General features: G+C 67.6%; 20 protein-coding genes. 10 read left to right on the top strand and 10 right to left on the bottom strand.

The annotated features are described in order from the left end of the window. The first annotated feature begins 260 nt into the window (after positions 1–260). Positions 261–2,966, top strand: coding sequence for a hypothetical protein (locus E1H18_RS05030; protein WP_172264318.1), 2,706 nt, complete (start codon positions 261–263; stop codon positions 2,964–2,966). 64 nt (positions 2,967–3,030) lie between these two features. Here E1H18_RS05030 and E1H18_RS05025 read toward each other — a convergent pair whose 3' ends face one another. After that, on the bottom strand, positions 3,031–5,142 hold the full coding sequence (locus tag E1H18_RS05025) for a TonB-dependent siderophore receptor (RefSeq protein ID WP_172264316.1): 2,112 nt from the start codon (positions 5,140–5,142) through the stop codon (positions 3,031–3,033). Positions 5,143–5,396: 254 nt separating this feature from the next. Between E1H18_RS05025 and E1H18_RS05020 the strand changes: the two genes are divergently transcribed. The 3 genes from E1H18_RS05020 to E1H18_RS05010 all read left to right on the top strand — a co-directional run bounded on the left by E1H18_RS05020 (position 5,397) and on the right by E1H18_RS05010 (position 9,823). Beyond that, positions 5,397–5,903, top strand: a complete 507-nt coding sequence (locus E1H18_RS05020) for an RNA polymerase sigma factor (protein WP_172264314.1) — start codon at positions 5,397–5,399, stop codon at positions 5,901–5,903. Next, the gene (locus E1H18_RS05015; RefSeq protein ID WP_172264312.1) at positions 5,900–6,826 is read left to right on the top strand and encodes a FecR family protein; all 927 of its coding nucleotides are present in this window, start codon (positions 5,900–5,902) and stop codon (positions 6,824–6,826) included. The genes E1H18_RS05020 and E1H18_RS05015 overlap by 4 nt, the downstream gene beginning before the upstream one ends. Positions 6,827–6,931: 105 nt before the next feature. Then, on the top strand, positions 6,932–9,823 hold the full coding sequence (locus E1H18_RS05010; protein ID WP_172264310.1) for a TonB-dependent receptor: 2,892 nt from the start codon (positions 6,932–6,934) through the stop codon (positions 9,821–9,823). Positions 9,824–9,876: 53 nt separating this feature from the next. Here E1H18_RS05010 and E1H18_RS05005 read toward each other — a convergent pair whose 3' ends face one another. The 3 genes from E1H18_RS05005 to E1H18_RS04995 form a co-directional block, all read right to left on the bottom strand. After that, on the bottom strand, positions 9,877–11,007 hold the full coding sequence (locus tag E1H18_RS05005; RefSeq protein WP_172264308.1) for a PepSY domain-containing protein: 1,131 nt from the start codon (positions 11,005–11,007) through the stop codon (positions 9,877–9,879). 9 nt (positions 11,008–11,016) lie between these two features. Then, positions 11,017–13,173, bottom strand: a complete 2,157-nt coding sequence (locus tag E1H18_RS05000) for a TonB-dependent siderophore receptor (protein ID WP_172264306.1) — start codon at positions 13,171–13,173, stop codon at positions 11,017–11,019. A gap of 69 nt (positions 13,174–13,242) precedes the next feature. Then, positions 13,243–13,659 (bottom strand): DUF2946 family protein, encoded by a 417-nt coding sequence (locus tag E1H18_RS04995; RefSeq protein ID WP_370526429.1) that lies wholly within the window; start codon positions 13,657–13,659, stop codon positions 13,243–13,245. Positions 13,660–13,771: 112 nt separating this feature from the next. Between E1H18_RS04995 and cobO the strand changes: the two genes are divergently transcribed. Next, positions 13,772–14,392, top strand: coding sequence for a cob(I)yrinic acid a,c-diamide adenosyltransferase (gene cobO / locus E1H18_RS04990; protein ID WP_172264304.1), 621 nt, complete (start codon positions 13,772–13,774; stop codon positions 14,390–14,392). On the opposite strand, the gene E1H18_RS04985 is transcribed toward cobO, so the two are convergent. The 4 genes from E1H18_RS04985 to E1H18_RS04970 form a co-directional block, all read right to left on the bottom strand. Beyond that, a complete protein-coding gene (locus tag E1H18_RS04985; RefSeq protein ID WP_172264302.1) occupies positions 14,389–15,096 on the bottom strand; it encodes an energy transducer TonB in 708 nt (235 codons plus the stop codon). The two genes, cobO and E1H18_RS04985, sit on opposite strands and share 4 nt — an antisense overlap. A 2-nt stretch (positions 15,097–15,098) precedes the next feature. Next, positions 15,099–17,261, bottom strand: a complete 2,163-nt coding sequence (locus E1H18_RS04980) for a TonB-dependent receptor (RefSeq protein ID WP_172264300.1) — start codon at positions 17,259–17,261, stop codon at positions 15,099–15,101. 132 nt (positions 17,262–17,393) lie between these two features. Beyond that, positions 17,394–17,780, bottom strand: coding sequence for a response regulator (locus E1H18_RS04975; RefSeq protein ID WP_172264298.1), 387 nt, complete (start codon positions 17,778–17,780; stop codon positions 17,394–17,396). A gap of 89 nt (positions 17,781–17,869) precedes the next feature. Then, positions 17,870–18,559 (bottom strand): alternative oxidase, encoded by a 690-nt coding sequence (locus tag E1H18_RS04970; protein ID WP_172264296.1) that lies wholly within the window; start codon positions 18,557–18,559, stop codon positions 17,870–17,872. Between the two features lie 185 nt (positions 18,560–18,744). On the opposite strand from E1H18_RS04970, the gene E1H18_RS04965 reads away from it, so the two are divergent. Then, the gene (locus E1H18_RS04965; protein WP_172264294.1) at positions 18,745–20,184 is read left to right on the top strand and encodes a sensor histidine kinase; all 1,440 of its coding nucleotides are present in this window, start codon (positions 18,745–18,747) and stop codon (positions 20,182–20,184) included. Beyond that, on the top strand, positions 20,177–20,785 hold the full coding sequence (gene fixJ / locus E1H18_RS04960) for a response regulator FixJ (RefSeq protein ID WP_172264292.1): 609 nt from the start codon (positions 20,177–20,179) through the stop codon (positions 20,783–20,785). The genes E1H18_RS04965 and fixJ overlap by 8 nt, the downstream gene beginning before the upstream one ends. Here the strand turns inward: fixJ and E1H18_RS04955 are convergent. Continuing rightward, positions 20,778–21,236, bottom strand: coding sequence for a hemerythrin domain-containing protein (locus E1H18_RS04955; protein ID WP_172264290.1), 459 nt, complete (start codon positions 21,234–21,236; stop codon positions 20,778–20,780). The two genes, fixJ and E1H18_RS04955, sit on opposite strands and share 8 nt — an antisense overlap. A gap of 221 nt (positions 21,237–21,457) precedes the next feature. On the opposite strand from E1H18_RS04955, the gene nirK reads away from it, so the two are divergent. Together nirK and E1H18_RS04945 are read left to right on the top strand one after the other, a co-directional pair. Then, positions 21,458–22,489 (top strand): copper-containing nitrite reductase, encoded by a 1,032-nt coding sequence (nirK, locus tag E1H18_RS04950; RefSeq protein WP_172264288.1) that lies wholly within the window; start codon positions 21,458–21,460, stop codon positions 22,487–22,489. 67 nt (positions 22,490–22,556) lie between these two features. Beyond that, positions 22,557–23,747 (top strand): hypothetical protein, encoded by a 1,191-nt coding sequence (locus E1H18_RS04945; RefSeq protein ID WP_172264286.1) that lies wholly within the window; start codon positions 22,557–22,559, stop codon positions 23,745–23,747. A gap of 2 nt (positions 23,748–23,749) precedes the next feature. Here the strand turns inward: E1H18_RS04945 and E1H18_RS04940 are convergent, their stop codons facing one another. Continuing rightward, positions 23,750–24,445 carry a Crp/Fnr family transcriptional regulator gene (locus tag E1H18_RS04940; protein ID WP_172264284.1) on the bottom strand — a complete coding sequence of 232 codons (696 nt, stop codon included), beginning with the start codon at positions 24,443–24,445 and terminating at the stop codon, positions 23,750–23,752. Positions 24,446–24,591: 146 nt separating this feature from the next. Between E1H18_RS04940 and hemN the strand changes: the two genes are divergently transcribed. Beyond that, entirely contained in the window at positions 24,592–25,953 is a 1,362-nt protein-coding gene (gene hemN / locus E1H18_RS04935; RefSeq protein WP_172264282.1) for an oxygen-independent coproporphyrinogen III oxidase, read from the top strand. Positions 25,954–25,975: the final 22 nt, after the last annotated feature.

Raw genomic sequence — 25,975 nt, 5'->3', positions numbered from 1 at the left:
AGTTCCGTCGTTGCGGAGGGGGAGGTTGGCCATGGTCTAGCAAGGCCAAGCGGTCGGCAGCCTGACGGCCACCTGACAAGACGGTCAGCAAGCCGCTCCCCCTCCTCGATAGCGATTTGGGCGCCAAGGTCTAAGGCGTCGAGGACAAGCTGCGGCAAAGGCAATAGCGTGCCGCCGCGCCTGGGCCTGGTTTTGCGCGCAAAACAGGCAGGTCAAAAAACAAGATCGGGAGGTTTCCTTTGTCGGATGCAATCAAGGCCATGTCCGAGCCGTCCCGGCGCGCCTTTCTGGCGACCACGACCGCTGTCGCCGGCGTCGTCGCCGTCCAGCCGGCCAAGGCTCTGCCCGCCGAAACTTCGTCGCCAAGGTCCGTGCCGCTGACCTGGCTGGATGGCCATGCGCCTCTGACGCCTGCCGGCGTGGCGTTCGGCGTGCCGTGGCCGCGCGGAACGGTGGGCCGCAAGGCGCATGTTCAGGTGCGCGATGGGGCAGGGCGGTTGGTTCCGACTCAAGCCTGGCCGATGGCCTACTGGCCGGACGGTTCCATCAAGTGGACCGGGCTGGCCCTGGCGGCGGACAGCAGGACCGACGACCTCAGCGTATCAGTGACCGCGAAGGCTCCTGCGCGCCCAGGCAAGGCGATTTCCGTGCGGGAAGAGGGCGGCTCGGTGCTGGTCGACACCGGCGCTGTCGTCGCCCGGATCGACCGCACGGGAGCGAACCTGATTTCATCCCTGTCGGTGCAGGGGCGCGAGGTCGCCCGCGCGGGCAGCCTGATCGCCATCCGTGAGGATCGCACCAACCTCGAATCCGAAGGCGTCCGCCGCGACGTGGCCTATGCCAGCGACATCACCAAGGTCACGGTCGAGCAATCCGGCCCCATCCGCGCGGTGGTGCGCATCGACGGCCAACATCGCGCGCAAGGCGGGCCCGACCGCCGCTGGCTGCCTTTTGTGGTGCGGTTCTACTTCACGGCGGGGCTGGCCTCGATCCGGATGGTCCACTCGTTCGTCTTTGACGGCGACCAGTCGACGGACTTCATCAAGGCGTTGGGACTGAGCTTCTCCATCCCGTTCCGCGAGGAGATCCAGAACCGACACGTCCGCTTCGCCACCGACGACCACAACCTGTTTTCCGAGCCAGTGATGCTGGCGCCCGGCTACCGGCCCAAGGCGATGGCCAATGCGGCGGCCTACGAGCGCGCCCAGATGCAGGGCCAGCGCATTCCGAACCTGGACGCCTTGCCGGCGGCCGATCGCGCCAACCTGCTGGAAACGCCCACCTGGGACAGCTTCAAGTTCAACCAGCTGACCGCCGACAGCTGGGAGCTGACCAAGCGCACCAACGCCAAGAGCAGTTGGCTGCGGATCACCGGCGGGCGACGGGCGCGGGGTTTCGCCTTCCTGGGCGATGTGTCCGGCGGCCTGGGCGTCAGCCTCAAGCGCTTCTGGCAGAAGTGTCCCGCCGGGTTCGAGGCGGTCAACGCTTCGCAGGCCGCTGGCGAGCTGAAGGTCTGGTTCTGGTCGCCCGATGCTCAACCGATGGACCTGCGCCACTACGATACGGTCGGTCATGCTCTGGACGTGGTCTACGAGGACTACGAGGAGGGTCATGCCGACGCCCATGGCGCGGCCAACACGTCAGAGCTGACCTTGTGGGCTACGGCAGGAACGCCTGATCCCGACACGCTGGACGCCATGGCCGACACCGGCGCGTCGCCACCGCTGCTGATCTGCGCTCCGGCCCACTACCATCTGACCCAGACGCTGGGGCAGTGGTCGCTGCCCAACACGCCGGTTCAAGGCCTGACCGAAGGCGACCTCGCCGCGGCCGAGACGCAGCTGGATCGGGCTTTCCGGTTCTTCAGCGGCGAGATCGACCGCCGGGGCTGGTACGGGTTCTGGGACTTCGGCGATTTCAAGCGCACCTACGATCCGATCCGAAACCAGTGGATGTACGACATCGGCGGGCATGGCTGGAACGCCACCGAGCTGATGCCCAATGTCTGGCTGTGGTTCGCCTTCCTGCGCAGCGGCCGGGCCGACATCTTCCGCGCTGCCGAGGACATGACCCGCAACACGCTGGAGGTCGATGTCCATCACATCGGCCGCTTCGCGGGTCTGGGGTCACGCCATAATGTCAGCCATTGGGGATGCGGGGCCAAGGAGGCGCGCATCAACATCGCCTTCATGAAGCGCTTCCACTACTACCTCACCACCGACGAGCGGACCGGCGACCTGATGCGCGAGCCGCTGGACGTGGTGGAGGCCAGCCTGGCCAACATCCCGCCTCTGCGGAAGGTCTCGCCGCGGCCCGACATCGCCCCGCCGAAAGCCTTCATCCGCATCGGGCCCGACTGGCTGACCCTGGCCAGTCACTGGATGGCCGAGTGGGAGCGGACCGGCGACGCCAAGTACCGGGGCTATCTGCTGACCGGCATGCGTGACATCGGGGCGATGCCCGACGTCTTCGCAACCGAAGACGGCTATGCGTTCGATCCGGCGACCAAACATCTGAAGGCCGTCGGCCAGCCGAACAAGCCGCCGGGACAGTTCATGTTCCTGTTTGCCGGCGACCAAGTCGCCCAGGAGCTGATCACGCTGATCGACTGTCCGGAGTTCGCACGCGCCTGGACCAGCCTCTGCGAACGCTTCGTCGCGGAACGACGGGTCAACTGGTACTTCGAACCGCGCCTGACGGCTCAGGCGGCGATGACCACCGGCCGGCGCGACCTGCAGGAGAAGGCGATCGCGCTCTATCGGGATCTGCTGAAGTTCGACGGGCAGGATCGCTTCCTGGCCGAGCCTATTCGGGTGGATGGGCCGTCGGTTGCTCAGCCGGCCTGGGTCAATCCGGGAACCAGCACCTTTACCCCGGCCATCGCCACGCCCGAGATCTCGCAGTGGGCGATCAACCTGATGACCGCGCCCGAGCTGCTAAGGCAGTTCAAGCCCAAGGGGGCCTGATAGGTCTCCGCCATGCTTGCGGCTGCGAGGCTGCAAGCATGGCGTGACGGGATCGTCCGAGCGCTTAGAACTTGCGCGCGATGCTGGCCGTGACCACTCGGCGCGTGCCGTAGAAGCAGTTGGCGGCCGGCGAGCAGCTGGCGACATATTCCTTGTCGAACAGGTTCGAGGCGGTCACCGCCAGCTTCCAGTCGTTCAGGTCGTAGTGGACGCTGGCGTCCCACAGGGTGACCGCGACGTTCTGGTAGATGACCGGCGCAAAGGCGCCCAGCAGGTTGCCGGCCGTCTCGCTGGTGTAGCGACCGCCGAAGCTGGCGCCGAAGCCGGCGAACGGACCATCCTGGAAGGTGTAGTCGACCAGGGCGGAAACCTTGTGCTTGGGCGTCATCGGCAGGCGGTTGCCCAGGTCCGGCCCATTGCTCTTGGTCACTTCGGAGTCGGTGTAGGTGTAGGACGCATTGAAGCTGACGCGTTCGTTGATGCGGCCCACGACCTCGGCTTCAAGGCCCTTGACCTCGACTTCGCCGGTCTGGATCGAGAAGCCGGTATGGGCGGCGTCCGGGGTCGAGACGTTCTGCTGGGTCAGGTTGAAGGCGGCCAGGGTTGCAAACAGCTTCACGCCGGGCGGCAGGCCGCGGGCGTCAAACTTCACGCCGGCTTCGTACTGCTCGCCCGTGGTCGGCTTGAACAGCGCGCCCGAGAAGGTCGAACCCGCCACCGGCTGGAACGACTTCGAATAGGCGACGTACGGAACCAGACCGTTGTCGAACAGGTAGCTCAGACCCGCGCGGTACGAGAACTCCTTGTCCTCGACCTTGGCGCCGGCGGCCATGCGGTTGGTCGTCTCGACCCAGTCGTGACGGACGGCCAGGGTGGCGATCCACTTGTCCAGCTTGATCTGGTCTTGCAGGTACAGGCCGGTCTGCTTCTGGAGCTGGTCGGAGAACACCACCAGCGGCGGAGCGGTGATCTTTAGGCCCTGCACGGGGTTGAACAGGTCGGTGTTGGGCGAGCCGAACACGAAGGCGCTGCTGCCGACATAGTCGTAGCGACGGTAGTCTAGGCCGGCGACCAGGTCATGGCGCAAGGCGCCGGTGTCGCCACGATACTTCACGCGGGTGTCGACGGCGAACACGTCGACGTTCTCGCCGAACGAGAAGCTGTAGCGGCTGACGGTGCGATTGTCGGCCAGCACCGAGCTGGCGAACAGGCCGCGGTCGTCGCTCTCCAGGTGGGTGACCTTCAGGTTCTGCTGGATCGACAGGCCGTCGCCCAGCTTGTGCTCGACGTCATAGCCGACCGCGCCGTGGTCGCGCTGGAAGCGGTTGTAGGTCTTTTCGCCCAGGTTGGTGTGCGACGAGGTGCGACCCAGTGGGTTGGCCGTCAGGGTGCCCGACGTGGGCAGGAAGCCGCGGCTGTCGCCCTTCACGTCGTCCGACTGGAAGTAGGACAGGAGCGTGATGCGGGTGGCGTCCGTCGGGCGGAAGGTGACGGCCGGGGCGATGTAGATGCGCTGGGCGTCAACGCCGTCGATCTGGCTGCCCTTGTCGCGATACAGACCGGTGAAGCGGGCCGCGACGCTATCGCCGAGCGGACCGGTGACGTCGAAATTGAACTGCTTGTGGTCGAAGTTGCCGCCTTGCACTTCGATCTCGCCGCCGAACTTGTCTTCCGGGCGGCGGCTGGTGATGTTGACGATGCCGCCGGGGGGCGTCGAACCGTACAGCACCGACGACGGGCCCTTCAGCACCTCGACCGATTCCGAGCCGTACAGGTCCAGGCCGGTGTTGCTGATCGAGCCGACCGCGGCTTGCAGGCCGTCGATATACTGGACCGGGTTGAAACCGCGGACCGTCAGCCAGTCGACGCGCTGGTCTGGGCCGTAGTTCTCGCCGGTGACGCCGGCGGTGTAGCGCACCACCTGGCCCAGGGTGCTCCAGTCCAGCAGGTCGATCTGGTCGCGCGAGATCACGGTGACCGATTGCGGCACCTCGACCAGCGGCGTCTGGCTCTTGCTGGCGGTGGTCTCGCCGTTGGGCACGTACCGCGGAGCGGTGACCACGACGGCCTCGACCGCTTCGTCCTCGGCCATGGCCGGGGCCGCCATCGCCAGGACGCCGACGCTGGCCGACATCAGAGCGAGGAGGCGGAGAGATGCAAAGGAGGTCTTGGGCACGGTGGCGGAATCCTTGGTCGCGAGGACAAGAACGGACGGTGCGGGACGCATTCGAGCGTCAGCAGGTCACAGTACTTGAAATTAAGTCGCAACTACACCGCTCCAGGAAGCGCCGCAACGGCCCGGTCCCGGGTTCGAGGAGAGGTGTTGCCGGAAGGACGCGGTCGGACGAAGTGCAATACGATCCGGGCGTGTTTGGCCTGCCAACGCAACGTGTGGCGGAAACTGTCACGAACCGGTGCTAGGCGCCGGTCATGACCGATCTGGCCAGCCTGCGGGCCCAACGCCGAGACCTCTACCAGTTCATCGTGCGACGCACGCGCGACGCCGCGGCGGCCGAAGATCTCGTGCAGGAGACCTTCGAGCGCCTGCTGGCCTATGAGCAGGCCCGGACGATCGTCGACCGCGCCGCTCTGAGCTACCGCATAGCCCTGAACCTGGTGCGCGACCATTTCCGGCGCGCGCAGCGGCGTCCCGTGGAGGCGCTGCACGACGAGATCCCTTGTGAAGCCCCGGCTCCGGAGCAGATCCTGATGCATCGCCAGAAGGTCGAGGTGTTCGGCAAGGTGCTGGACGCCATGCCGCCGCTTCGCCGTGAGGTGTTCATTCGTCGCCAACTGCATGGCCAGGCGTTTCAAGAGATCGCGCAGGCCCTTAGTCTGAGCGAGGCGGCGGCCGAGAAGCACGTTGTGCGGGCGCTCGAGCAACTGCGCCGCGAGGTCGCCAAGGCCGAGCGACGTGGTGCGGGAGGCCGCCCATGAGCCGCGTTCGACAACAGGCCGCGCGCTGGGCTGTGCGCCGTCAGGATGCGACCATCCGTGAAGAGGCCGCCTTCGAAGCCTGGAAGTCGGCGGATCCGGCTCACGACGAGGCGTTCCGACAAGCCTGGAGCACAAGCCAGGATCCCGCCTTGGCCGAGGCCATGCGACTGAGCGAGCAGCGCGGGCGAGCGCCGCGTCGACGCCTCGGGCCGATCGCGGCTGTCGCGGGCGGCCTGCTGGCCGCGAGCCTCGCGGTCTTCGTCGCCTGGCCGCAGTTGCAGCTGATGACCGTGGCGCCGATCGCGCTGGAGACCGCGCCGGGCCAGCCTCGCAATGTAACTCTGGCCGATGGATCTCACGTTTCGTTGGATGGCGCGACGCGGCTCGAGGTGCGTCTGGGCGCTCGGCGGCGGCAGGTCGAACTGGTGCGAGGCGAGGCCTTCTTCGACGTCGCCCATGACGCCAGCCGGCCGTTCACGGTCAAGGCGGCGGAAGGGTCTGCGCGCGTGCTGGGCACCGCCTTCGATCTTGAGCGCAGCGCCGGGCGGCTGGAGCTGTCGGTCCATCGGGGACGCGTTCGTCTGGCGCCACGTGGTCTGATCCACCGAACGGCCGACCTGACCATGGGACAGCGCGCCTTCGCCAAGGAAGGGCGACTGTCGGCGGTCAAGCCGTTCGACCTGTCGGCGGCGGACTGGCGTTCGGGGTGGCTGGAAACCGAAGGCCTGAGCCTGGAGCGGCTGGTCGAGCGGTTGAACCGCGCGTCGGCCACGCCGATCACCATCAGCGAGCCTGCGCTGGGCCGCCAGCGCGTGGCCGGTCGCTTCCGCCTCGACGAGCCCAGGGCCCTGGTCGAGAACCTGGCCCTGATGCATGGCTTCAAGGTTCGTCAGACGTCTGATGGTTTGGTGCTGGGGCGCTGAACGCGTCGCTGAAACTTCACAAAAATCCCTGTCCTGGAATGGCGCTGGCCGGCGTCTTCCCCGCCGAAGCCGGCTTGGACGTCGTGCGAAATCGGGGATGACATCATGACTGCGAAGACCTGGATCTGGTGGGGCTCGGCCTCGGCCGCCGCCCTGTTGGCCGCGAGCTCGGCCGTGGCCGCACCGCCCGAGAAGCCGACCCTGGCCATCCCGGCAGGCGACCTGGCCTCGGCCCTGCCGACCTTCTCGCGGGCGACCGGCTTGCAGGTGCTGGCCGATCCGGCGCTGCTGAGCGGCAAGCGCACGGAAGGCGTCCGCGGCCAGGTCGATGCGGAGCGTGGTTTGGCCCAGCTGCTGCGCGGCACGGGCCTGACCTTCGTGCGCAACGGCGGCGCGGCGATCCTGCGTCCGGCCGCCCAGAAGGTTTCGACCGCGCCGGCCCCGGTTGCCGCCGCCCCCCGCGCCACGGCCACGCCGGTCCAGGCCGAGGAAGCCGCGACGGTCGCCGAAGTGGTCGTCACCGGCGGCTTCGCCAATTCGCTGGCTCGGGCGCTGTCGGACAAGCGCAAGGCGGCCAATGTCGTCGACGCCATCTCGGCCGAGGACATCGGCAAGTTTCCGTCCAACAACATCGCTGAGGCGCTGCAGCGCGTTCCGGGCGTGGCGATCACCCGCGATCGTGGCGAGGGCCTGTTCGTCCGGGTCCGGGGCCTGGGTCCCAACTTTCAGGTCGTGACCCTGAACGGCCGCAGCGCCGCCGTGAACGAGAACATGCGCGACAGCGGTCAGAGCGGCCGTCAGTTCCGCTTCGACACCCTGCCGTCGGAGCTGGTGGCGGGCGTCGAGGTCAACAAGACGCCCCTGGCCTCGTTGGACGAGGGGGCGATCGGCGGTGTGGTCGACATCAAGACCTTCCGTCCGCTGGACCTGGGCCGCAGCACCCTGGCCCTGTCGGCGACCGTCAGCCGTCCGGAACTGGCGGACGCGACCGATCCCCGCCTGTCGGGCTTGGCCAGCTGGACCAACACGGCGGGCACTTTCGGCCTGCTGGCCGCGGTGGTCTACGATCAGCGCACGTTGCGCCAAGACCGGATCACCGGCGTGGGCTGGAGCTATTCGGATCCTGCCACCACCGTGGGCAGGAGCATGATCGCGCAAGGGATCGAACTCTATCCGACCGCGATCCGCCCGACGCTGGAACGTGAGGACCGCGAGCGCAAGGGCGTGGTGCTGTCGGCGCAGTATCGTCCGACCGAGGAAACCGAGATCATCTTCGACGCCAGCTACACCAAGCTGGACGACCATTATGACGAGCTTACCTATTCGGCCGACCAACCTGTCGCGACCCTGGTTCCGGGTACGGTCGTAGTCAGGGACAAGACCTTGGTCGGCGGCACGGTGACCTCAGGCACGCAGATCGGTCGGGAAGTCAGCGATCTGGCCCACGACAACCTGATGGTCGCCGGCAAGATCCGCCAGAAGCTGAACGATTGGACCCTGACGGCTGATCTGGCCTATGCCCGAGCCTTCTCAGACACGTCCAACCCGATCACCCGCACGCGCTTGCAAGGATCGATCGGCCAGACGACGTTCGTGATGACGCAAGCGGGCGACGCCATTCCCAGCGTCAAGCTGCTGACGACCGACTTGAATAACCCGTCGTTGCTGCCCTTCCGTCGTATCGAGTGGCGCGTCAACGACTCGACCGACGACGAGGCCGCTATCCAATTCGACGCCGAGCGCCCGATCGCCTTCGGGCCGTTCAGCCGCATCCAGTTCGGGGTGAAGTACCGGGAGCGCTCGCGCGACTACAATCGTGCGGACATCAACTACACCACGAACCTGGCGGGAAAGTTCTTTGGGGCCGAGTATTTCGACCCGTTCCCCGTCAGCGACTTCCTGGGCGAGGTCGATGGAACTCTGCCGACCACCTGGGCCATGCCTGATCCAGCCGCTTTCTGGGCCCTGGCCGACAAGACCCAGAGAGGCACGCTGCGCGCCGACCAGCGCAATTCCTACCATGTCTCCGAGGATATCGCGGCGGCCTATGGTCTCTCTGACATCGACACCAACGTGTTCGGCGCGCCGCTGCGGGGGCAGGTGGGCGTTCGTGTGGCCAACACCAAGCAGATTTCCGCCGGCCACGCCGACAACGGCTCGGCGGCGCTGCCGGTCCGTTATGTGAAGACCTATACCGACATCCTGCCAACGGCCAATTTCAGCCTAGAACTGTCGAACACCCTGCAAGCCCGCTTCGCCGCCGCCAAGGTGATCACCCGACCGTCGCTGGCCGATCTGGCCCCGCGCCTGACGCTTAACTCCTCGGGCGTGCAGCTGACCGCGGTGGGCGGCAATCCGCAGTTGCAGCCGTTCGAGGCCTGGCAGTACGACGCGACGCTGGAGTGGTACTTCGCCCCCGGCAGCGCGCTGGTCGCCGGCGCCTTCTATAAGGACATCACCACTTTCGTTTACAGCCAGAACACCAACATCGTGGTCGACGGCCAGACCTATGTGCTGACCTCGCCGACCAACGGCGGCCAGGCTAAGATCAAGGGCGTGGAGCTGGCCTACCAGCACCTGTTCAAGAACCTTCCGGCACCGTTCGACGGTCTGGGCTTCCTGGCCAACTACACCTACACCGACACCGAGGCGACCTATTCGCCGACGCTGACCGACGCCATGGTCAACGTCGCCAAGAACAGCTTCAACCTGACGGGCTTCTACGAGAAGGGGCCGTTCGCGGCTCGCGCCAGCTACAGCTGGATCGACGACGTGCTGCAGGATGTCGGCGGGGCTGGCCTGTCGGCGCTGAACGACAAGGCCTTCGGCTCGCTCGACGCCAGCGTCAGCTACCGGATCACGCCGCAGATTACCGCCGTGGTCGAAGGTCAGAACCTGACCAAGGCGGCCCAGTGGCAATTCGTCAAAGGCGGCTGGTTCGGCGGCTACACCCAGTACGGCCGCACGGTGAGCTTCGGGCTTCGGGCCAAGTTCTAGCCGTTTCTGACTTTCCCCTGACTGGCCCGCGCGCATCGCCGCGCGGGCCTTTTTTATCCGGCGCTGCGGGTCTTGGTCTTCCGCAACCGCCAGCGCAGGAAGCCCGTCACGAAGAGCATGGTCGGGACGAAGCCGACCAGGACGCCCAGGATGCGGGTGGTCAGGCCGCCGACCGAGGCGTCGTGCAGCGGACGGATCCAGGCGTTCACGAGCGTCGAGCTCGAGCCGCGGCGCATGTCGTGGACGGCCAGGACCTTGCCTGAATACTGGTCGACGAAGACGAAACTGTGCGGGAAGCGCTGTGTCGGGTCGCCAGGCGCGCGGACACGGGTCCGAAACGCGCCGTCGCCTGGCCCGGGAACGTCGATCCAGGTGAGCTGCGCGTCGGGAAGGGCGGCGTGCGCCGTCGCCAGCGCTTGCCCGACCGAGACCTGGGTCCCGGTATGGCGCGTCGACACGGGAGACGGGATGGGCGTCATCGGCGCGATCAGCTTGCCCAGCAGCCAGGTCTTCTCGGCGGGCAGGGCGAGCAGGGCGCCGGTGGCGCTCAGGATCAGCAACAGCACGAGGCTAGAGAGACCCAGCAGCTTGTGCAGGTCATAGAGCCGTCGGCTCGGCGAAGCGCGGCGCTTGTAAGCGAGAGCCTTGCGCCAGCTTCCCTTGGGCCACCAGACGATCAGGCCGGTGATCAGCAGCAGCAGGGTGGCGACGCCGATCCAGCCGACGACGTAGTTGCCGGTATCGCCCGCCAGCAGGTTGCGGTGCACGTCGTAGAACCAGGTCATCAGATAGTCGCCCCAGCGGGCCTGGCGCACGACCTGCTCACCATCAGGCGAGAACCAGACCATCAGCGGGTCGACGCCGTGCGCATGCCCATGGGCCGTCGAGGGCGGATAGTAGCGCGCTGGGATCGCGCCGGGCTTTTCGGTGACCTCGAAAGACCACTTTCCGCTCGCTTCCGGCCAACGCGCCTTGGCGGTCTGCAAGGCCTTGTCCCATGCCGGCGAGCGCCAGTCAGGGGGCGGAGCAGCCGACGTCGAGCGGACCGCCGGGTTCAGCAGCGCGTCGATCTCGATGTAGAAGACCAGCGCAGAACCGGTGAAGGCCAGCACCAGAAACGGCAGGCCCAGGATCAGGCCCAGCCACAGGTGAAACTGGCGCAGAAGCGAGCGGAGGGGAGCCATGGTCGCGCTCTAGAACTTGCGCGACAGTGAGAGCTCGACGCTGCGCGGCTCGCCCAGGAACACCAGATACGAAGAATAGCCCGACCAGTCGGCATAGAGCTTGTTGGCCAGGTTGCGTCCGCGCAGGGTCAGGGTCCCGAACGGCGCCCGCCAGCCGATCGACGCGTCGAAGACCGTGAAGGCCGCCACCTTGGTCGTGTTGGCGTTGCCCGTAAAGAAGTCGCCGTTGTGACGCACCGCGCCGGTCAGGGTCAGCGGCAAGGCCTGAGGCGTATAGGTTACGGCCAGGTCGATAAGTCTCTCCGGGACGTTGGGCGGGCGATTGCCGGAACGGTCGACGCCGCCTGCCTCGATCAGCTTGTCGAACTTCGCATCCAGCGCCGTGGCCCCCAGTTCGAGCCGCAGTTCCTGGGTAAGGCTCCAGTCGAGAGCCAGCTCCACGCCCTTCGACGTCTGGCTGCCGCCTTGGACGGTGAGGACCGGGTTGGCCGGATCGCGGGTCAGGATGTCGTCCTGGCGGATGTCGAACACCGAGGCGGTCAGCTGCATCCGGTCGTTCAGCAACAGGGTCTTGATCCCGGCCTCATAGGACCGGCCCATGCTGATGTCGAAGGCGGCGTTGGCCGCGCTCATGAACAGCAGGCCGCTGATCGGTGTCGCGGCGCGGCTGTACTGGGCGTATAGCTGGGTCTTGGGACGCAGGTCGTAGACTGTTCCAACTCGCCAGGAGACCGGCGCATAGTCCTGCGCATAGGTCGAGACGACGCCGCTGGTGGCGTTCAGCACGCGGCGGTCCAGCGCGATGTCGTCCAGGCGCGCCCCTGCCACGAGCAACAGCCGCGGCGTCAGGTTGTAGGCGTCCTCGACGAAGACGGCCTTGGATGTCACGTCGGCCCAGGCGTTCTGGCGCGTCGTGAAGTTCGCCGCCGTATCGGTCGGGAAGCGTCCACGCACCGGTGCGAACGGATCGACCGACGGCGCCGTGCCGAACCGGCGGACGGTGAAGAAGTCCGTGCCACTGATCTCCACTCCGAGGGTGAACCGGTTGCGGCGCCCCATCTGCGTTCCGTCGTAGGCGGCGTGAACGCGCTGGTTCCAGATCTGGTGGTCGTGGCTGATCAGCGACGTGGCGCGGTCCAGTCGGCCGGTCGTGCGGTTGAAGCTGTAGTCGTCGGAGCCGCGCCACAGGCGGTCGGAATCATACCAGCTGGTGTCGCTGACCAGCGTCCACCGATCGTTGAGGCGATAGTCCGCGCGAGCGCGCAGCCACAGCGACTGGGAATTCATCAGACTGTCTTCGACGTCGTAGTTTCGAAAGCGCAGGGTCTTGTCCAGCACCAGGCCGGCCGAGCCCGAGACCAGGCCGCTGGGTTCCCGCGCCGCGCTGGCCGCCACCAGGGGCGTGCCGTAGTAGGGGCCCGAGAACCGGTCTTCATAATAGTCCGCCGACATGGTGACGGAGAGGCGCTCATTGGGGCGCAGCAGCACGGCCAGGTTCGCCCCGAAGGCTCTGGATTCGGTGTCTTCGACCCAACCGTCGGCGCGTGAATAGACGACGTCGCCGCGCACCGCGGCCTTGTCGCCCAGCGGCGCGTTCAGATCGCCCGCGAGGCGATAGGCGCCGCGGCTGCCGGCGCTGGCGAACACTTCACCGAAGCGCTTCTCCAGCGTCGGGCGACGTGGCACGAAGTTGATCGCGCCGGCCAGGGCGCCTTCGCCGGAGGTGACCGAGGCTGGGCCCTTGATGACCTCGATGCGCTCGAACGCCCAGGCGTCCCAGTTGCGGACGGCCACGTCGGAATTGGCCATCCGCACGCCGTCGTAGAGATAGTTCACGGCGCGGTGGAAGCCGCGCATCGAAACCGAGCCCACCGAACCTGGAAGATTGCCTGAAGCGACGCCTGGCGCGGCGTTCATGGCCTCGATGGCGGTGCGCAGGCCCTGGGTCTGGAAGTCCTCTTGAGTGAGCACGTCGACGGTGGCCGGGGTTTCGCGTTCGGTCAGTCCCAGGCGGCCCGTGACCTGGGCCGTGGTGTTGAAGGGGCGAGCGGTGACGAGAACGCCGTCGACCGCCGAAGTCTGGGCGTCGTCCAGGATTTCGGCGTGAGCAGCCACGGAAAGACCGGCGCCGATCAGGGCGCTGGTCGCAAGCAGAAGCGATTTCATCTGTAGGATCCTTCGACGCGCGCGGCGTCGCAAGCTGAGCTGAGGGTTAGGGCGCGACAGCGCCTTGGGTCAGGTCAGCTGGATCGGAGGTCCACGGGCGGGCAGGGGCGGGCCGGACAGGCCTCGGCCGGGTGTGACGCTGGCCACGATCGTTGGCGCGTCGCTTTCGATCGCGACGAATGCGACCTCCAGGACCGAAGCGACGACGGGCGGCGGCGCGGCTAGCGCATGAGCGGCGAAGAGGCACGGCGCTTCAGACTTGGCCGGCGCACTCTTGTCGCCTTGCTGCGAAAGCGGCGCGCCCGGCGCGACGCTGAGCATGCCTTCGCCGGTGCAGAGCACGATCGGGAACGGCAATTCGTTGCGTGGGCCGGTCGCGACCATCATCCCGGGCGGGATCAGGACCTTCATGGCGATCGCCAGCACCGCCAACGTCAGACAGACGTGGCGCGCCAAGCGATCCGCGATGGAGAGTCGGCTGGTCACGCGGCTGGCCTATCCCAAGCATCGGGTCTTGTCATGCGTCTGGCTCAACCTGCGCGGCTTGACCGTCGACCCCGGCGCGGCCTAACCCCGACGCGACTGGAGGCAAGCCGCCATGACCGATACCGTCGACGACGCCGAGCTGAACGCCCGCCACAAGGCCAAGATGGCCAAGATCCAGACGGCCCGGACCAAGATGATGGCCGAGCGGCAGATCGAGAAGGGCCTGCTGATCGTCCATACCGGCGCGGGCAAGGGCAAGACCACCGCGGCGCTGGGCATGGTCTGCCGCGCCATCGGCCACGGCCACACCGTGGCGGTGATCCAGTTCGTGAAGGGCGCCCTTCAGACCGGCGAGAAGGTGGTGTTCGACGCCTTTCCGGATCAGGTCGAGTTCCGGCCGATGGGCGAAGGTTTCACCTGGGACACCCAGGACCGCGCCCGCGACATCGCCGTGGCTCGTGAGGCCTGGGAGGTGGTCAAGGCCCGCATCGCCGATCCGGAGATCGACATGGTGGTGGCCGACGAACTGAACATCGTGCTGCGCTACGAGTACCTGCCGGTCGACGAGGTGGTCGAGGCGATCGTCGCCAGGCCCGAGGGCAAGCACGTGATCGTCACCGGCCGCAATGCGCCTCAAGCTCTGATCGACGCCGCCGACCTCGTCACCGAGATGGCCGTGGTCAAGCATCCGTTCCGCAGCGGCGTGAAGGCCCAGGCCGGCATCGAGTTCTAGCCAAACTGAAACCGGATCTGGAACCGCGTAGCGGCGTCGACGCCGCTCGGCGGTTTGGGGAAGGGGCCTGCGCGCTTGACGGTGTCCAGGGCTAGACGGTCCAGCATCGGGTCGCCGCTGGTGCGGACGATCTCGATGTCGCACGGTGCGCCGTTGGCCATCAGGTGAAAGCCGACCATGGCCCCGCCGATCAGGCGTGCGCCCGGCGGGCGACGGGCCATGATCATCCGCCAGACTTGCTCTTGATAGGCCTTCAACGCCGTATCCTCGGTCGGGACCGGAGCCTTGGCGGCGATCTTGGCCGGCGCCGACGGCGCGAACGATGTCGGGATCGGCATAGGCGCGATCTGATCGTTCAGCGCCGGGACGCTTGCCTGCGTTGGTATCGCGGCCGTCGGGGCGGTCTCGGCCTTGGTTAGCTTGGCAGGCTTGGGGTCGTCCGCCGGCCGCGGGCCGTGCCGCGCCTTGAGAGCGGGCGAGGGCGTGGGGCGCAGGGGTGCCGGCGGCGGCGCGACTAGATCGGGCGAGACCAAGGTCACCACGATGTCCGGCGCCGTAGGGGCCTGGGGCGGAGGCGAGCGCTCGAAGGTCACCAAGGCCAACTGCGCCGCCACGATCCCACAGGAGGACACGAAGGCGGCGCCTTTGGGCAGCAGCACCCGCCGGCACCAGCGTTCCGTGGCCATGACGGTGGCGGCGGTCATGGTCAGAACCTCGCGCTCAGGCCGATGTCGATCGAACGGCCACGACCGGGCGTCTGGCGTAGCAGGCCGCTTGCGCCATAATCGCCCAGTGAGGCTCCGCCCAGCGGCAGGGCGTAGCTGCGGTTGGCCAGGTTCTCGACGTCCAGGCTGAGCTTGATTGTCTTCCACTGGTAGGCGGTGCGGACGTTCAGCAGTTGGTAGGCTGCGGTCTTGCGCTCGTTGCGGGTGGCGTCGACGCGGTCCTTGTCGGCGACCAGCTCCAGCTCGACCTCGCTGGTCCAAGGGCCCTGGACGTGCTCCAGGCTCAGGCGGCCGTTCAGCGGGGCTTGGCGATACAGCGAGCCGCCGTCGGTGCGGTTTTCGCCGCGCAGGGCGCTGACGGCGGCCTTGGCGCGCAGCTGGCCCCAGGCGTCGCTGGACCACAGCCCGGTCTCGCCAGACACGTCGACACCGTAGAGGCGGGCGGCGACATTGGCGAACTGCAGCTGCACGAAGCCGCTGGGCTGGCCCGTCATGTTGGTCAGATCGGCGATCTTGCGCGCGTCGATATAGTCGTCGACGCGGGTGAAGAACGGCTCGATCTTCAGTCGCCAGCCTTGCTCGCCGCCCCCTGAGAACTGCGCGGCGGCGCTGAAGGTGTCGGCCTTCTCGGGCGTCAGGTCCAGATTGCCGACATAGCCGTTGCCATCGCCGTACCAGCCGATCATCTGGCTGGACATCGCCCCGCGCCCCCAGGCGTACAGCTGGTAGAGATTGGGCGACTGGACCTTGCGGGCATAGCCGAGCTCCAGGATTACGCCGGGCTGCGGCGCGTAGCGAAGCAGGACGGTGGCGGCCCAGTTGCTGTCATCGTGCTTGCGGTCGGCGGCGTTGAAGGCCGCCGCGGCCATGGCGTCCTTCATGCTCATCATGCCGGTGGAATAGGGCTGCACAGCGCCCGTGTTCATCGACACGGCGTCGTGGCGCAGGCCGAGGACGCTGGTCAGGGCGTCGCTCCAGCGCGAGTCCAGCTCGGCGAAGACGCCGAAGCGATCGCGGCGGCCGTCATTGACGTTCAGATAGGCGTTGGGGCCCATCATCATGCTGCCCGCCACCGCCGGCCAGACGTCGTTCAGGCCCTGATGGTGAAATTCGCTGCCGACCCGCAGGGTCTGGCGCGCATCCAGAACAATGTCCGCCTTGGCGATGACTCCGCTGGACTTGACCGTGGTGTTCATCGGCATGCCGCCGTCGGCGTCGCCGCCCTTGTCGTCCAGGAAGTTCATCTTGTGGCGGACGTCGCGGTGATAGGCCGTCACGTCGGCAAAGCCCCAGCCGAACACGCCCTGATAGCGGCCGGTGACAGACCAGGACTGGTTGTGGGTCATGTCCATCCACTGGTTGGGGAAGCCCTCGTAGGGCGAGTAGTCCAGGGTGGTCTTAACCGTGAACAGGCCCACGCCCGTGCGGCGGGCCAGGGTCAGGGCGTGGCCGGTCTTGGCGTACTCGGTGGAGCGCACGCGGCCGTCGCCCGAGCCGCCCTTGTAGTTGCGGGCCTTGGCGACCGAGCCGGCATAGCTGGCGCTCCAGCGGTCGTCGGCCCAAGTCGCCTGCGCCGCGCCGCCGACCGCGTCGTCATTGCTGCGGTAGAAGCTGGAAGCCTCGCCCGTCACCAGGGTCTTGCCCGGCTCGGCGAAGCGCGGATCGGCGGTTCGGGCGGCGATGATCCCGCCGATATTGTCGCCGCCCAGGCTGACGGGCGAGACGCCCTTCATGACCAGCACCGACTGCAGGGTCTGCGGGTCCACATAGGACAGCGGCGGGTTCATGAAGTTGGGGCAGGCCATGTCGACCGGCGCGCCGTCGATGGTGACGACGATACGATCCTCGCCCAGGCCCCGGATCGCGGGCAGGCTGGAGAAGCCGCCAGCCCCTTGGGCGGCGACGCCGGGGACTGCGCGCAGGATCTCGGCCACGTCGCTGGAGGCGGTGTGGCGATGCTTAAGCGCATGGTCGACCGTCTGGCTTGAGAGATTGCCGCCGTCGGTCAACGGCTCGGCGGGGGCGGCTGCGATGTCCACGTCGCGCAGCTGCAAGGTGGTCTGGGCCAGGGCCGGCGCCGCGGTCAGGGCGAAGGCGATGGCGAGCCAGGAGGGCGAGGCGGCGAGGGCGGCGATGCGGATCATGGAGACACCTGGCGCACGAGATTGTGCGGTCTTTTCTGAAGGTTGCGGGCGTTTCTCCGCCCTGACTGGGACGTTAGAACCCGCCCGCGCGCGAACGTTGTGCCGGCGCAACGAGCGCGCGGGGCGGAGCCCTTAAGGCGTCTGTCGGGCAAGGGCCGATTGGAGCGCTATCGAAAGGCTGTCTTCCAGAAGCGGCTTCTCGACCAGATGCGCTCGACGGCGCTGGGCCAGGCGCACGAGGTCGGCGGTTGGGTGAGTGGCGGTCAGCAGGATGGCGGTCGCTGGATCCTCGGACCGGATGCGTTGGACCAGGGGCGCGGCGTGAATGGCCGGCGGGGCGTGGCCGATGATGACGGCGTCGTGGTCGGCGGCGTCCAGGCGTTTCAAAAACTGAGCCGGATCGCCGAAGGCTTCGATGCGATAGCCCTCCAGAGCCAGGGAGAAGCAGAGCGCCTGACGAAGCGCGGCGTCCTGGTCCAGAAGCAGGACGCGCGGTGCGGCGGCACGGAGCTCGGACATGGACGGCCTTCGAGAGCGCGGAGGGCGGGAACGAGCAGGGCCCGCCCATCCGATCGGATGGACAGGCCCTGGGCAGGCGGGATTGCGGGCTAGGCGGCGATCTTCCAGTTAGGCTGGAGCTCGACGTGCGGCGGGCAGGGGGCCACCTCGCCGGCGGGCAGGCCGCACAGCTCGTTGGCGAAGCCGTGGTTGACGTCGCGGTGGTGGGCCTCGTCGGCGCGGACCACCTCGACCACGTCCCGCAGGGTGCTGCCGGCCGGCAGGTTCCAGTAGTCGAGGGCGATCTGCGGCGCGGCGACGTTCTCGCTGCGGCCTTCGTCGATCTCAGCCAGGTAGTGGGTGTAGCTGACGACCGCTTCTTCCTCGAAGTAGCCGACCACGCGGTGAGCGGTCTTCGAGCTGACCAGGTAAAGGCCGAAGAAGAAAAGGTAGAACACCCACTGGGCGGCGACGACGACGAAGCGCTCGAACAGGGTCGGCTTGGCCACCTCGATGAAGGTCATCAGGTGCATGCGCTCGTTTTCGGCCTCGTCCATCAGGGTCTTGATCCAGCCCTTGTCGCCTTCCATGCGGCGCAGGCACTTGAGGTGGTTCAGCGTGGCGCCGACCATGCCGGGGACGGCGGCGACGGTTTCCAGGACCACGGCCCGGTGGCCGTAGCGCTTGGCGAAGAAGGTGTCGGCGCAGAAGCGCAGGGCCTTCACGAAGCCGAAGGCGACGACGTCCGAAGCGCCCTTGGGCTGATGGTGGACGTCCAGATTGATTTGCGGGCCAGTCATGGTCTGAGACCTTTGCTACGGAGGACGGTCTTCAGGGCCGTCCGTTGCGATGGGGTCTTGATACGACTGGCCCTGGCGTCGCAAAATTCTGGTCTCATCCTAAGGGGAATCCCTGAGGCCGCCGCGGAGCACAGATCATCGCCGAGTTCACGCCATCACGCCGAGATCCCACGCGGGAATGGGCGATGGTCGCGGGCATCGTCGCGGGGCTGATCGGGGCGGGCGCCGTCACGCGCCTGTTCTTCGAGCCGTTGCTGGGCGAGCGGGGCCTTTATCTCTTCTTCTTCCCGGCCGTGGTGGCGGCCGCCGCCTATCGCGGCGCGCTGGGCGGTCTGGTCGCCTGCGCCGTCGGGACGGTCGCCCTGCTGATGCTGAGCGCGCGCCACCACGGCCTGGATCCGGGCGACTGGGTCGGGGCGGGGCTCTATGTCGCCGTCAGCGGCGTCATCGCCTACGGCGGCGAGCGTTTCCGCGTGGAGCGTCGGCGGACCCAGGCGGTGGCGGAGGACTTGCAAGTGCGCGAGGCGCACCTGGCCTCGATCCTGGACACCGTGCCCGACGCCATGGTGCTGATCGACGAGGCTGGGCTGGTGCGCTCGTTCAGCTCTACGGCCGAGCGCCTGTTCGGCTGGACTGCGGCCGAGATGCAGGGCCAGAACGTCAGTCGCCTGATGCCCGAGCCAGACCGAGGCCGCCATGACGGCTACCTGCAACGCTACTACGCCACTGGCGAGCGTCGGATCATCGGCCTGGGCCGCGTGGTCATCGGCGAGCGCAAGGACGGCTCGACCTTCCCGATGGAGCTGGCGGTCGGCGAGATCCGCACCGGGCAGGGACGGTTCTTCACCGGCTTCGTGCGCGACTTGACCGAGACGCAGGCGACCCAGGCGCGCCTGCAGGACCTGCAGGGCGAGCTGGTGCACATGGCCCGTCTGACCTCGATGGGCGAGATGGCTTCGGCCCTGGCGCATGAAATCAACCAGCCGCTATCGGCCATCGCCAACTATCTGAAGGGCGGCCGGCGGTTGCTGGAGGACCCCGAGCTGGACCGCGGCCTGCTGTCCCAGGCCTTGGACAAGGCTGGCGAGCAGGCGCTGCGGGCCGGGGCGATCATCCGCCGCCTGCGCGACTTCGTAGCCCGGGGCGAGACCGAGAAGGCCTTCGAGAGCCTCAAGCGCCTGGTCGAGGAGGCCGCCGCCCTGGCCCTGATCGGGGCGCGTGAGCTAGGGGTGGACGTCCGCTTCCACTATGATCCCGATGTCGATCAGGTGCTGGTCGACCGGGTCCAGGTGCAGCAGGTGCTGGTCAACCTGATCCGCAACGCCGTCGACGCCATGGAAGACGCGTCCCGGCGCGAGCTGATGATCAGCGTCGGGCGGCTGGACGACCACGCCCTGGTCACCGTCGCCGACACTGGCCCCGGCATCGCGCCGGCGATCGCCGAGAACCTGTTCTCGCCGTTCGTGACCACCAAGCGCACCGGCATGGGCGTGGGCCTGTCGATCTCGCGCACCATTATCGAAGCGCATGGCGGCCATCTGTGGGTGGAACCGACCGAAGGCGGCGGGGCGACGTTCAAGTTCACCCTGCTGACCACCGAAGAAGGAGACCTCGACCTTGAGTGAAGGCGTCGTTCACATCGTCGACGACGATGCGGCCATGCGGGACTCGCTGGGTTTCCTGCTGCAGGTCAACCGCATCCCGTTCCGGCTCTATGATTCGGCCGTGGCGTTCCTGGACGACCTGCCGGCCGACGACGGCGGTTGCGTGCTGACGGACGTGCGCATGCCCGAGATGACCGGCATCGAGATGGTGCGCCTGCTGAAGGGCAAGGGCTATCGCTCGCCGATGATCGTCATGACCGGCCATGCCGACGTGCCGCTGGCCATCGAGGCGATGAAGGCCGGCGTCGTCGACTTCCTGGAAAAGCCTTTCGAGGAAGAGGTGCTGCTGCGCGCTCTGCGCTCGGCCCTGGAGCTGGGCCATGTGCAGCATGATCAGGACGTCGCCCTGGCCGAGACCCGACGGCGCGTCGCCACCCTGTCGCCGCGCGAGCGCGACGTGCTCAAGGGCCTGGTCGAGGGCAAGGCCAACAAGGTCATCGCCTTCGACCATGGCATCAGCCCACGAACCGTCGAGATCTACCGCGCCAGCCTGATGACCAAGATGCAGGCGAAAAGCCTGTCTGAACTGGTGCGCATGGCGCTGTCCGTCGAGGTCAGCTGAAGCGGCGGAAGAGCACGTCGTTCTCGAGGGTCACGTGCTCGCGCAGGTCGGTGTCGATCTCGCGGCACAGGGCGTAGAGCGTTCGCCAACTGCCGCAGGCGCCCTCGGGCGGGGTGAAGTCGGTGGTCAGCCGCGCCAGCGTCTCCAGCTGAACGACGACGTCGTCGTGCTCCTCTTCCATGCAGGCGATCGGGCCGGGGGGAACGACGCCGCGGCCCATCATCGGGAAAAGCATCAGCTCCTCCTGCTGCTGGTGCAGTTCCAGGTCGTCGAACATGAACAGCAGGTGCTGCGACAGGCCGACGGGCACGGCCGGATGCTCGGCATGCACGGCCTCGACCCGCCGGGCCAGGCGGACGGCCTCGGGGAACTGCTGGCGGTGGACCTCGTGATAGCGGGAGATCAGGTGCGCGATCAGCGCGCCGGTTTCGAGCTGTTGGGTGATGTCCATCGCGGTCTCCTCTGGCGCTTTATTGGAGCGCAAGACGGGCGCGCGAACGTTGCGCGGCGCCAAGCTTCTCGTCCGCCGCCGGAGCGTTTTGGCCGCGGCCTAGCGGTTGTTGCGTAAGCATTTTTCCGGATAACGCCAGTTTGCGCCCGCGCAACGTCGCAGGCCCCGGACCGGCAGACCGTCTCCCCATCGGCGCTGCTTTGGCGCCCGGGGATAGGAACATGAAAACGCTCGCTCTCTTCGCCACGGCCGCGACCCTGGCCCTGACCAGCGCCGCCGGCGCGGTCGCCGCCACGGCCGACGCGCCCAAGGCCGCCGTCGCCGACACCATTCGCCTGGCCACCGACCTGCCGCCGCCGATCACGCGTCGTACGCCGGCCACGGTGAAGGTCGACCTGATCACCCAGGAGGTGGTCGGCACGCTGGACGACGGCGCGACCTACAAGTTCTGGACCTTCAACGGCAAGGTGCCGGGTCCGATGGTCCGGGTTCGCGTCGGCGACACCGTAGAGGTGGCCATGAAGAACGCCGACGACAGCGAGCACATGCACAATGTCGACTTCCATGCCGTGACCGGCCCCGGCGGCGGTGCGGTGGCGACGATGGCCGCGCCCGGCGAGACCCGCAACTTCACCTTCAAGGCGATGGCGCCGGGCCTCTACATCTACCACTGCGCCACCCCGATGGTCGCCTCCCACATCGCCAACGGCATGTACGGCGCCATCCTGGTCGAGCCCGAGGAAGGCCTGCCCAAGGTCGATCACGAGTTCTACGTCGTGCAGGGCGAGGTCTATACCGACGAGGCGATCGGCACGAAGGGTCTCTTGAACGAGAGCGTCGAGAAGCTGCTCAACGAGCAGGCCGAGTATGTGATCTTCAACGGCGCCTACAAGGCCCTGACCGGCAAGCGGCAGCTGAACGCCAAGGTCGGCGAGACGGTGCGGATCTTCTTCGGCGTCGGCGGTCCCAACAAGACCTCGAGCTTCCACGTGATCGGCGAGATCTTCGACAACGTCTACAATCTGGGTTCGCTGAGCAGCCCGCCGACGAAGGACGTGCAGACCGTCACCGTCGCGCCCGGCGGGGCCACGATCGTCGACTTCAAGCTGGAGGTGCCCGGCAACTATATCCTGGTCGACCACGCCCTGAGCCGCCTGGAACGCGGCGGCGCCGGCATCCTGCACGTCGAAGGCCCCGACGCGCCAGCGATCTTCAAGGCGCCGCCGAACCCGCACACCGGCGGCGGCCACTAACCCTCGAAACCCCGGGGCGGCGAGACGATCGCCGCCCCGATGTCTTTCCGACATCAGGACAATTCCGATGAGACAGCAGGTCCTGCTCGCCCTGGCGAGCGCGGGCGCCTTGGCCATGGGTGCTTCGGCGGCGCAAGCCGCTCCCGAAACCGGCCAGCTCCTGCTTGAGGCGCGTTTGCGGTTCGAGCACTACGAGGCCGACGGCCCCGACGCCGAGGGCGTCACCGAGCGACTGCGGGTGGGCTGGCGACAGCCGATCTCGCGCACCCTGACCGGCCTGATCGAGGTCGAGGCGGTCGGCGCATTCGAGCACGACTATGCCGACGGCGTGCATCCCGCGCCGGGCAAGGCGACCATCCCCGATCCAGCCATTGTGGAGCTGAACCGCGCGCAGATGGACTGGCGGCCCAGCGACAAGGTCAGCGTCGAGCTAGGTCGACAGAGGATCATTCTGGGCAATAGCCGCTTCGTCGGTAACTCGGCCTGGCGGCAGAACGAGCAGACCTTTGACGCGGTGCGGCTGATCGCCCATCCGACCAAGGCCGCGACCCTGACCTACATCTATGCCGACCGGGTCAACCGCTCGCTGGGCCGCAAGTCGGCGCAGGGCGTCTGGCGCGGCGACGTCCATGTCGTCCAGGCCGAGAGCGAACTGGGCGCGCTGGGCAAGGGAACGGCCTACGCCCTGCTGCTGGATTTCGACAACGCCGCGACCCAGTCGTCCAAGACCTTCGGTGTCCGGCTGGCCGGCGCGCGGCCGATCGGCGGGGGCGTCAGCGGGACCTGGGAGCTGGAATACGCCCACCAGAACGACTGGGGTTCGAACCCGCAGCGCTTCTCGCTGGACTACCAACTGGTCGCCGCGGGCCTGAAGACCAAGCGCTCGACGCTGTCGGTCAATATGGAGCGCCTGGAGGGGGATGGCGTCCATGCGTTCCAGACGCCGCTGGCCTCGCTGCACCTGTTCCAGGGCTGGTCGGACGTCATCGGCGCCACGCCGGCCAAGGGTGTGCGCGACGTCTTTCTGCGCGGGGTGACCAGCTTCGGGACGGCGCGTCCAGTCCGGTTGACAGCCGAGGCCCACGACTTCGCCACCACGGTGGGCAGCCAGAAACTGGGCCGCGAGATCGACTGCGCGATCCAGACCACCCTGGCCAAGGGCTGGTCGTTCGAGGTCGGGATGGGGCAGTTCGACAGCCGCGGCCCGACCTATCCGGACGCGACCCGCACCTGGGCCAGCCTGGACTTCAAGCTTTGACGTCAGGCCGGCTCGGCGAGGGCTGTCAGGGCGTCCATGTCGCGGACGATGATCCGCTTGCGCGCGCTGCCCGTCACGCCACGATCGTCCCAGGACGCCAGGGTCCGGCTGACAGTGTGCAGGGTGGAGCCGGCCATTTCGGACAACTCCTGGCGGGTGATCGGGAAATCGATCTCGATCCCCCGCTCGGTGCGCCGTCCAGCCTGCTGGACCAGGCGCAGCAGGGTGTGGGCGATGCGCTGCTCGACCTTCTCGACGGCCATCTCGCCGACGCGGTCTTGCATCTCGAACAGACGGTGGCCGGCCGAGGCGGCCGAGCCCATGGCGATCTCGGGGTAGCGGGCCATCAGCTCGCGCATCGCCGCCACGGTCCAGTAGACCTCGAGGCTCTCGACCACGGTGACGGCGTCGGCTGGGAAAGGCTTGCCCATCAGGGCCGCGACGGTGCCGTACATCTCGCCGGGACCGATGAAGCGGATCACCGACTGGCTGCCGTCCGGGCGGGTCTGGACGATCTTGATCCGGCCATCCAGCAGCGTGTGGCAGGTCGTGCCCGGGTCACCCTGCGAGAACACCACCTTGCCGGGCGGCAAGGTGCGGACCTTGCCGGCGGCCAGGACATCGGCGCGGGCGACGTCGTCCAGATTGCCGAACATGTCGGCGCCGCGAAGGGCTTCGGGCGTGAGGGGGGCGGCCATGAGGCGCATTCCTTGGATCAGCTTGGCCTTTGCCTAGGCGAGCCCGCCGTCCATCTGAATCCCGGAATTATACCTAGGCGCATTCCCCGAATGTCGGTGGCGGGGCCCGGCTTGCTAGGTCGGACGCTCACAACGGGACTTCGCGTATGACCTACACGGCTTTGTCGGACGCTCAGCGGGCGCATGCCGGTCGCAACCTGCCGCGCTACACCAGCTATCCGACCGCCCTGGCCTTCGATCCGGAGCAGGGGAGGTCGGCCGAAGACTGGTTCGCAGCGACGCGCGCCGAGGATCGGCTGTCGGTCTATGTCCACGTGCCGTTCTGCCGCCGGCTGTGCTGGTACTGCGGTTGCAACACCTCGATCGTCCACACCTACGACCGGGTCGGGGCTTATATCGACGTGCTGACGCGCGAGGTCGATCTGGTCTCCCAGAAGCTGGGCGCGCACGACGGCCTGGCGCATCTGCACTTCGGCGGCGGCAGTCCCAACGCTCTGCGCCCCGACGACTTCCTGACGCTCGTTCAGCAGCTGAAGCGCAATTTCGGCCTGCGGGCCGGCGCCGAGGTCGCCGCCGAGCTGGATCCGGGCCTGCTGTCGGACGGCTTCATCGACGCGGCCGGGGCGGCGGGCGTCACCCGCGTCAGCCTGGGCGTCCAGACCTTCGATCCGCGTGTGCAGGAGATGGTCAACCGCATCCAGCCGCTGGACATGGTGGCCCGCGCCGTCGAGCGGCTGCGCACCGCCGGGGTCGGCGGCATGAACTTCGACCTGATGTATGGCCTGCCGGGCCAGACGCCGGAGAACGTCCACGAGTCCGCCCGCCTGGCTGCCCAGATGCGTCCCGACCGGGTGGCGGTGTTCGGCTATGCCCACGTGCCGTGGATGAAGAAGCACCAGGTGATGATCCGCGAGGCGGACCTGGCCGACCTGGACGGTCGCTGGGCCCAGGCCGAGGCCGCCGACGCGGCCCTGACGCAGGCCGGTTACGTCCGCATCGGCCTGGACCACTACGCCCGCGCCGAGGATCCGCTGACGAAGGCGATGACCGAGGGCCGGCTGCGCCGCAACTTCCAGGGCTATACCGACGACCCGGCGCCGGTGCTGATCCCGATCGGCCCGTCGTCGATCGGTCAGTTCCACGAGGGCTTCGTCCAGAACCACACGCCGACCGACGACTGGGCGGCGCGGGTGGTCGAGGGGCAACTGCCGCTGAACCGCGCCTTGCCGGTCAGCGACGAGGACCGCCTGCGAGCGGCCGTGATCGAGCGGCTGATGTGCGACATGACCGTCGACCTGGAAGCCGTCTGCCGAGCGCAGGACGCCTGCGTCGACCAGCTGGCCGGCGATCTCGAGCAGATCGACGTTCTGGCGCGCGACGGCCTGTGCGCTCGCGACGGCGCGGTGATCACCATCCCCGAGGACGCCCGCCGGCTGATGCGCGTAGTGGCCGCGGCCTTCGACGCGCGCCTGCCCAAGACCGTGACGCGGCACGCGAAGGCGGTCTGATCGGGCTTAAGGTTGCTGGCCG

Source organism: Caulobacter sp. RHG1 (assembly GCF_013181195.1).
Lineage (GTDB): Bacteria > Pseudomonadota > Alphaproteobacteria > Caulobacterales > Caulobacteraceae > Caulobacter.
The sequence above is the reverse complement of the archived record's forward strand: the minus strand, read 5'-3'. Positions and strand labels throughout refer to the sequence as shown.

Excerpts from the sequence above, each read along its gene's own strand:
- E1H18_RS05030 (WP_172264318.1), top strand. The coding sequence starts at position 261 with ATGTCCGAGCCGTCCCGGCGCGCCTTTCTGGCGACCACGACCGCTGTC.
- E1H18_RS05020 (WP_172264314.1), top strand. The coding sequence starts at position 5,397 with ATGACCGATCTGGCCAGCCTGCGGGCCCAACGCCGAGACCTCTACCAG.
- E1H18_RS05015 (WP_172264312.1), top strand. The coding sequence starts at position 5,900 with ATGAGCCGCGTTCGACAACAGGCCGCGCGCTGGGCTGTGCGCCGTCAG.
- E1H18_RS05010 (WP_172264310.1), top strand. The coding sequence starts at position 6,932 with ATGACTGCGAAGACCTGGATCTGGTGGGGCTCGGCCTCGGCCGCCGCC.
- E1H18_RS05005 (WP_172264308.1), bottom strand. The coding sequence starts at position 11,007 with ATGGCTCCCCTCCGCTCGCTTCTGCGCCAGTTTCACCTGTGGCTGGGC.
- E1H18_RS05000 (WP_172264306.1), bottom strand. The coding sequence starts at position 13,173 with ATGAAATCGCTTCTGCTTGCGACCAGCGCCCTGATCGGCGCCGGTCTT.
- cobO (WP_172264304.1), top strand. The coding sequence starts at position 13,772 with ATGACCGATACCGTCGACGACGCCGAGCTGAACGCCCGCCACAAGGCC.
- E1H18_RS04985 (WP_172264302.1), bottom strand. The coding sequence starts at position 15,096 with ATGACCGCCGCCACCGTCATGGCCACGGAACGCTGGTGCCGGCGGGTG.
- E1H18_RS04980 (WP_172264300.1), bottom strand. The coding sequence starts at position 17,261 with ATGATCCGCATCGCCGCCCTCGCCGCCTCGCCCTCCTGGCTCGCCATC.
- E1H18_RS04975 (WP_172264298.1), bottom strand. The coding sequence starts at position 17,780 with ATGTCCGAGCTCCGTGCCGCCGCACCGCGCGTCCTGCTTCTGGACCAG.
- E1H18_RS04970 (WP_172264296.1), bottom strand. The coding sequence starts at position 18,559 with ATGACTGGCCCGCAAATCAATCTGGACGTCCACCATCAGCCCAAGGGC.
- E1H18_RS04965 (WP_172264294.1), top strand. The coding sequence starts at position 18,745 with ATGGTCGCGGGCATCGTCGCGGGGCTGATCGGGGCGGGCGCCGTCACG.
- E1H18_RS04955 (WP_172264290.1), bottom strand. The coding sequence starts at position 21,236 with ATGGACATCACCCAACAGCTCGAAACCGGCGCGCTGATCGCGCACCTG.
- nirK (WP_172264288.1), top strand. The coding sequence starts at position 21,458 with ATGAAAACGCTCGCTCTCTTCGCCACGGCCGCGACCCTGGCCCTGACC.
- E1H18_RS04945 (WP_172264286.1), top strand. The coding sequence starts at position 22,557 with ATGAGACAGCAGGTCCTGCTCGCCCTGGCGAGCGCGGGCGCCTTGGCC.
- E1H18_RS04940 (WP_172264284.1), bottom strand. The coding sequence starts at position 24,445 with ATGGCCGCCCCCCTCACGCCCGAAGCCCTTCGCGGCGCCGACATGTTC.
- hemN (WP_172264282.1), top strand. The coding sequence starts at position 24,592 with ATGACCTACACGGCTTTGTCGGACGCTCAGCGGGCGCATGCCGGTCGC.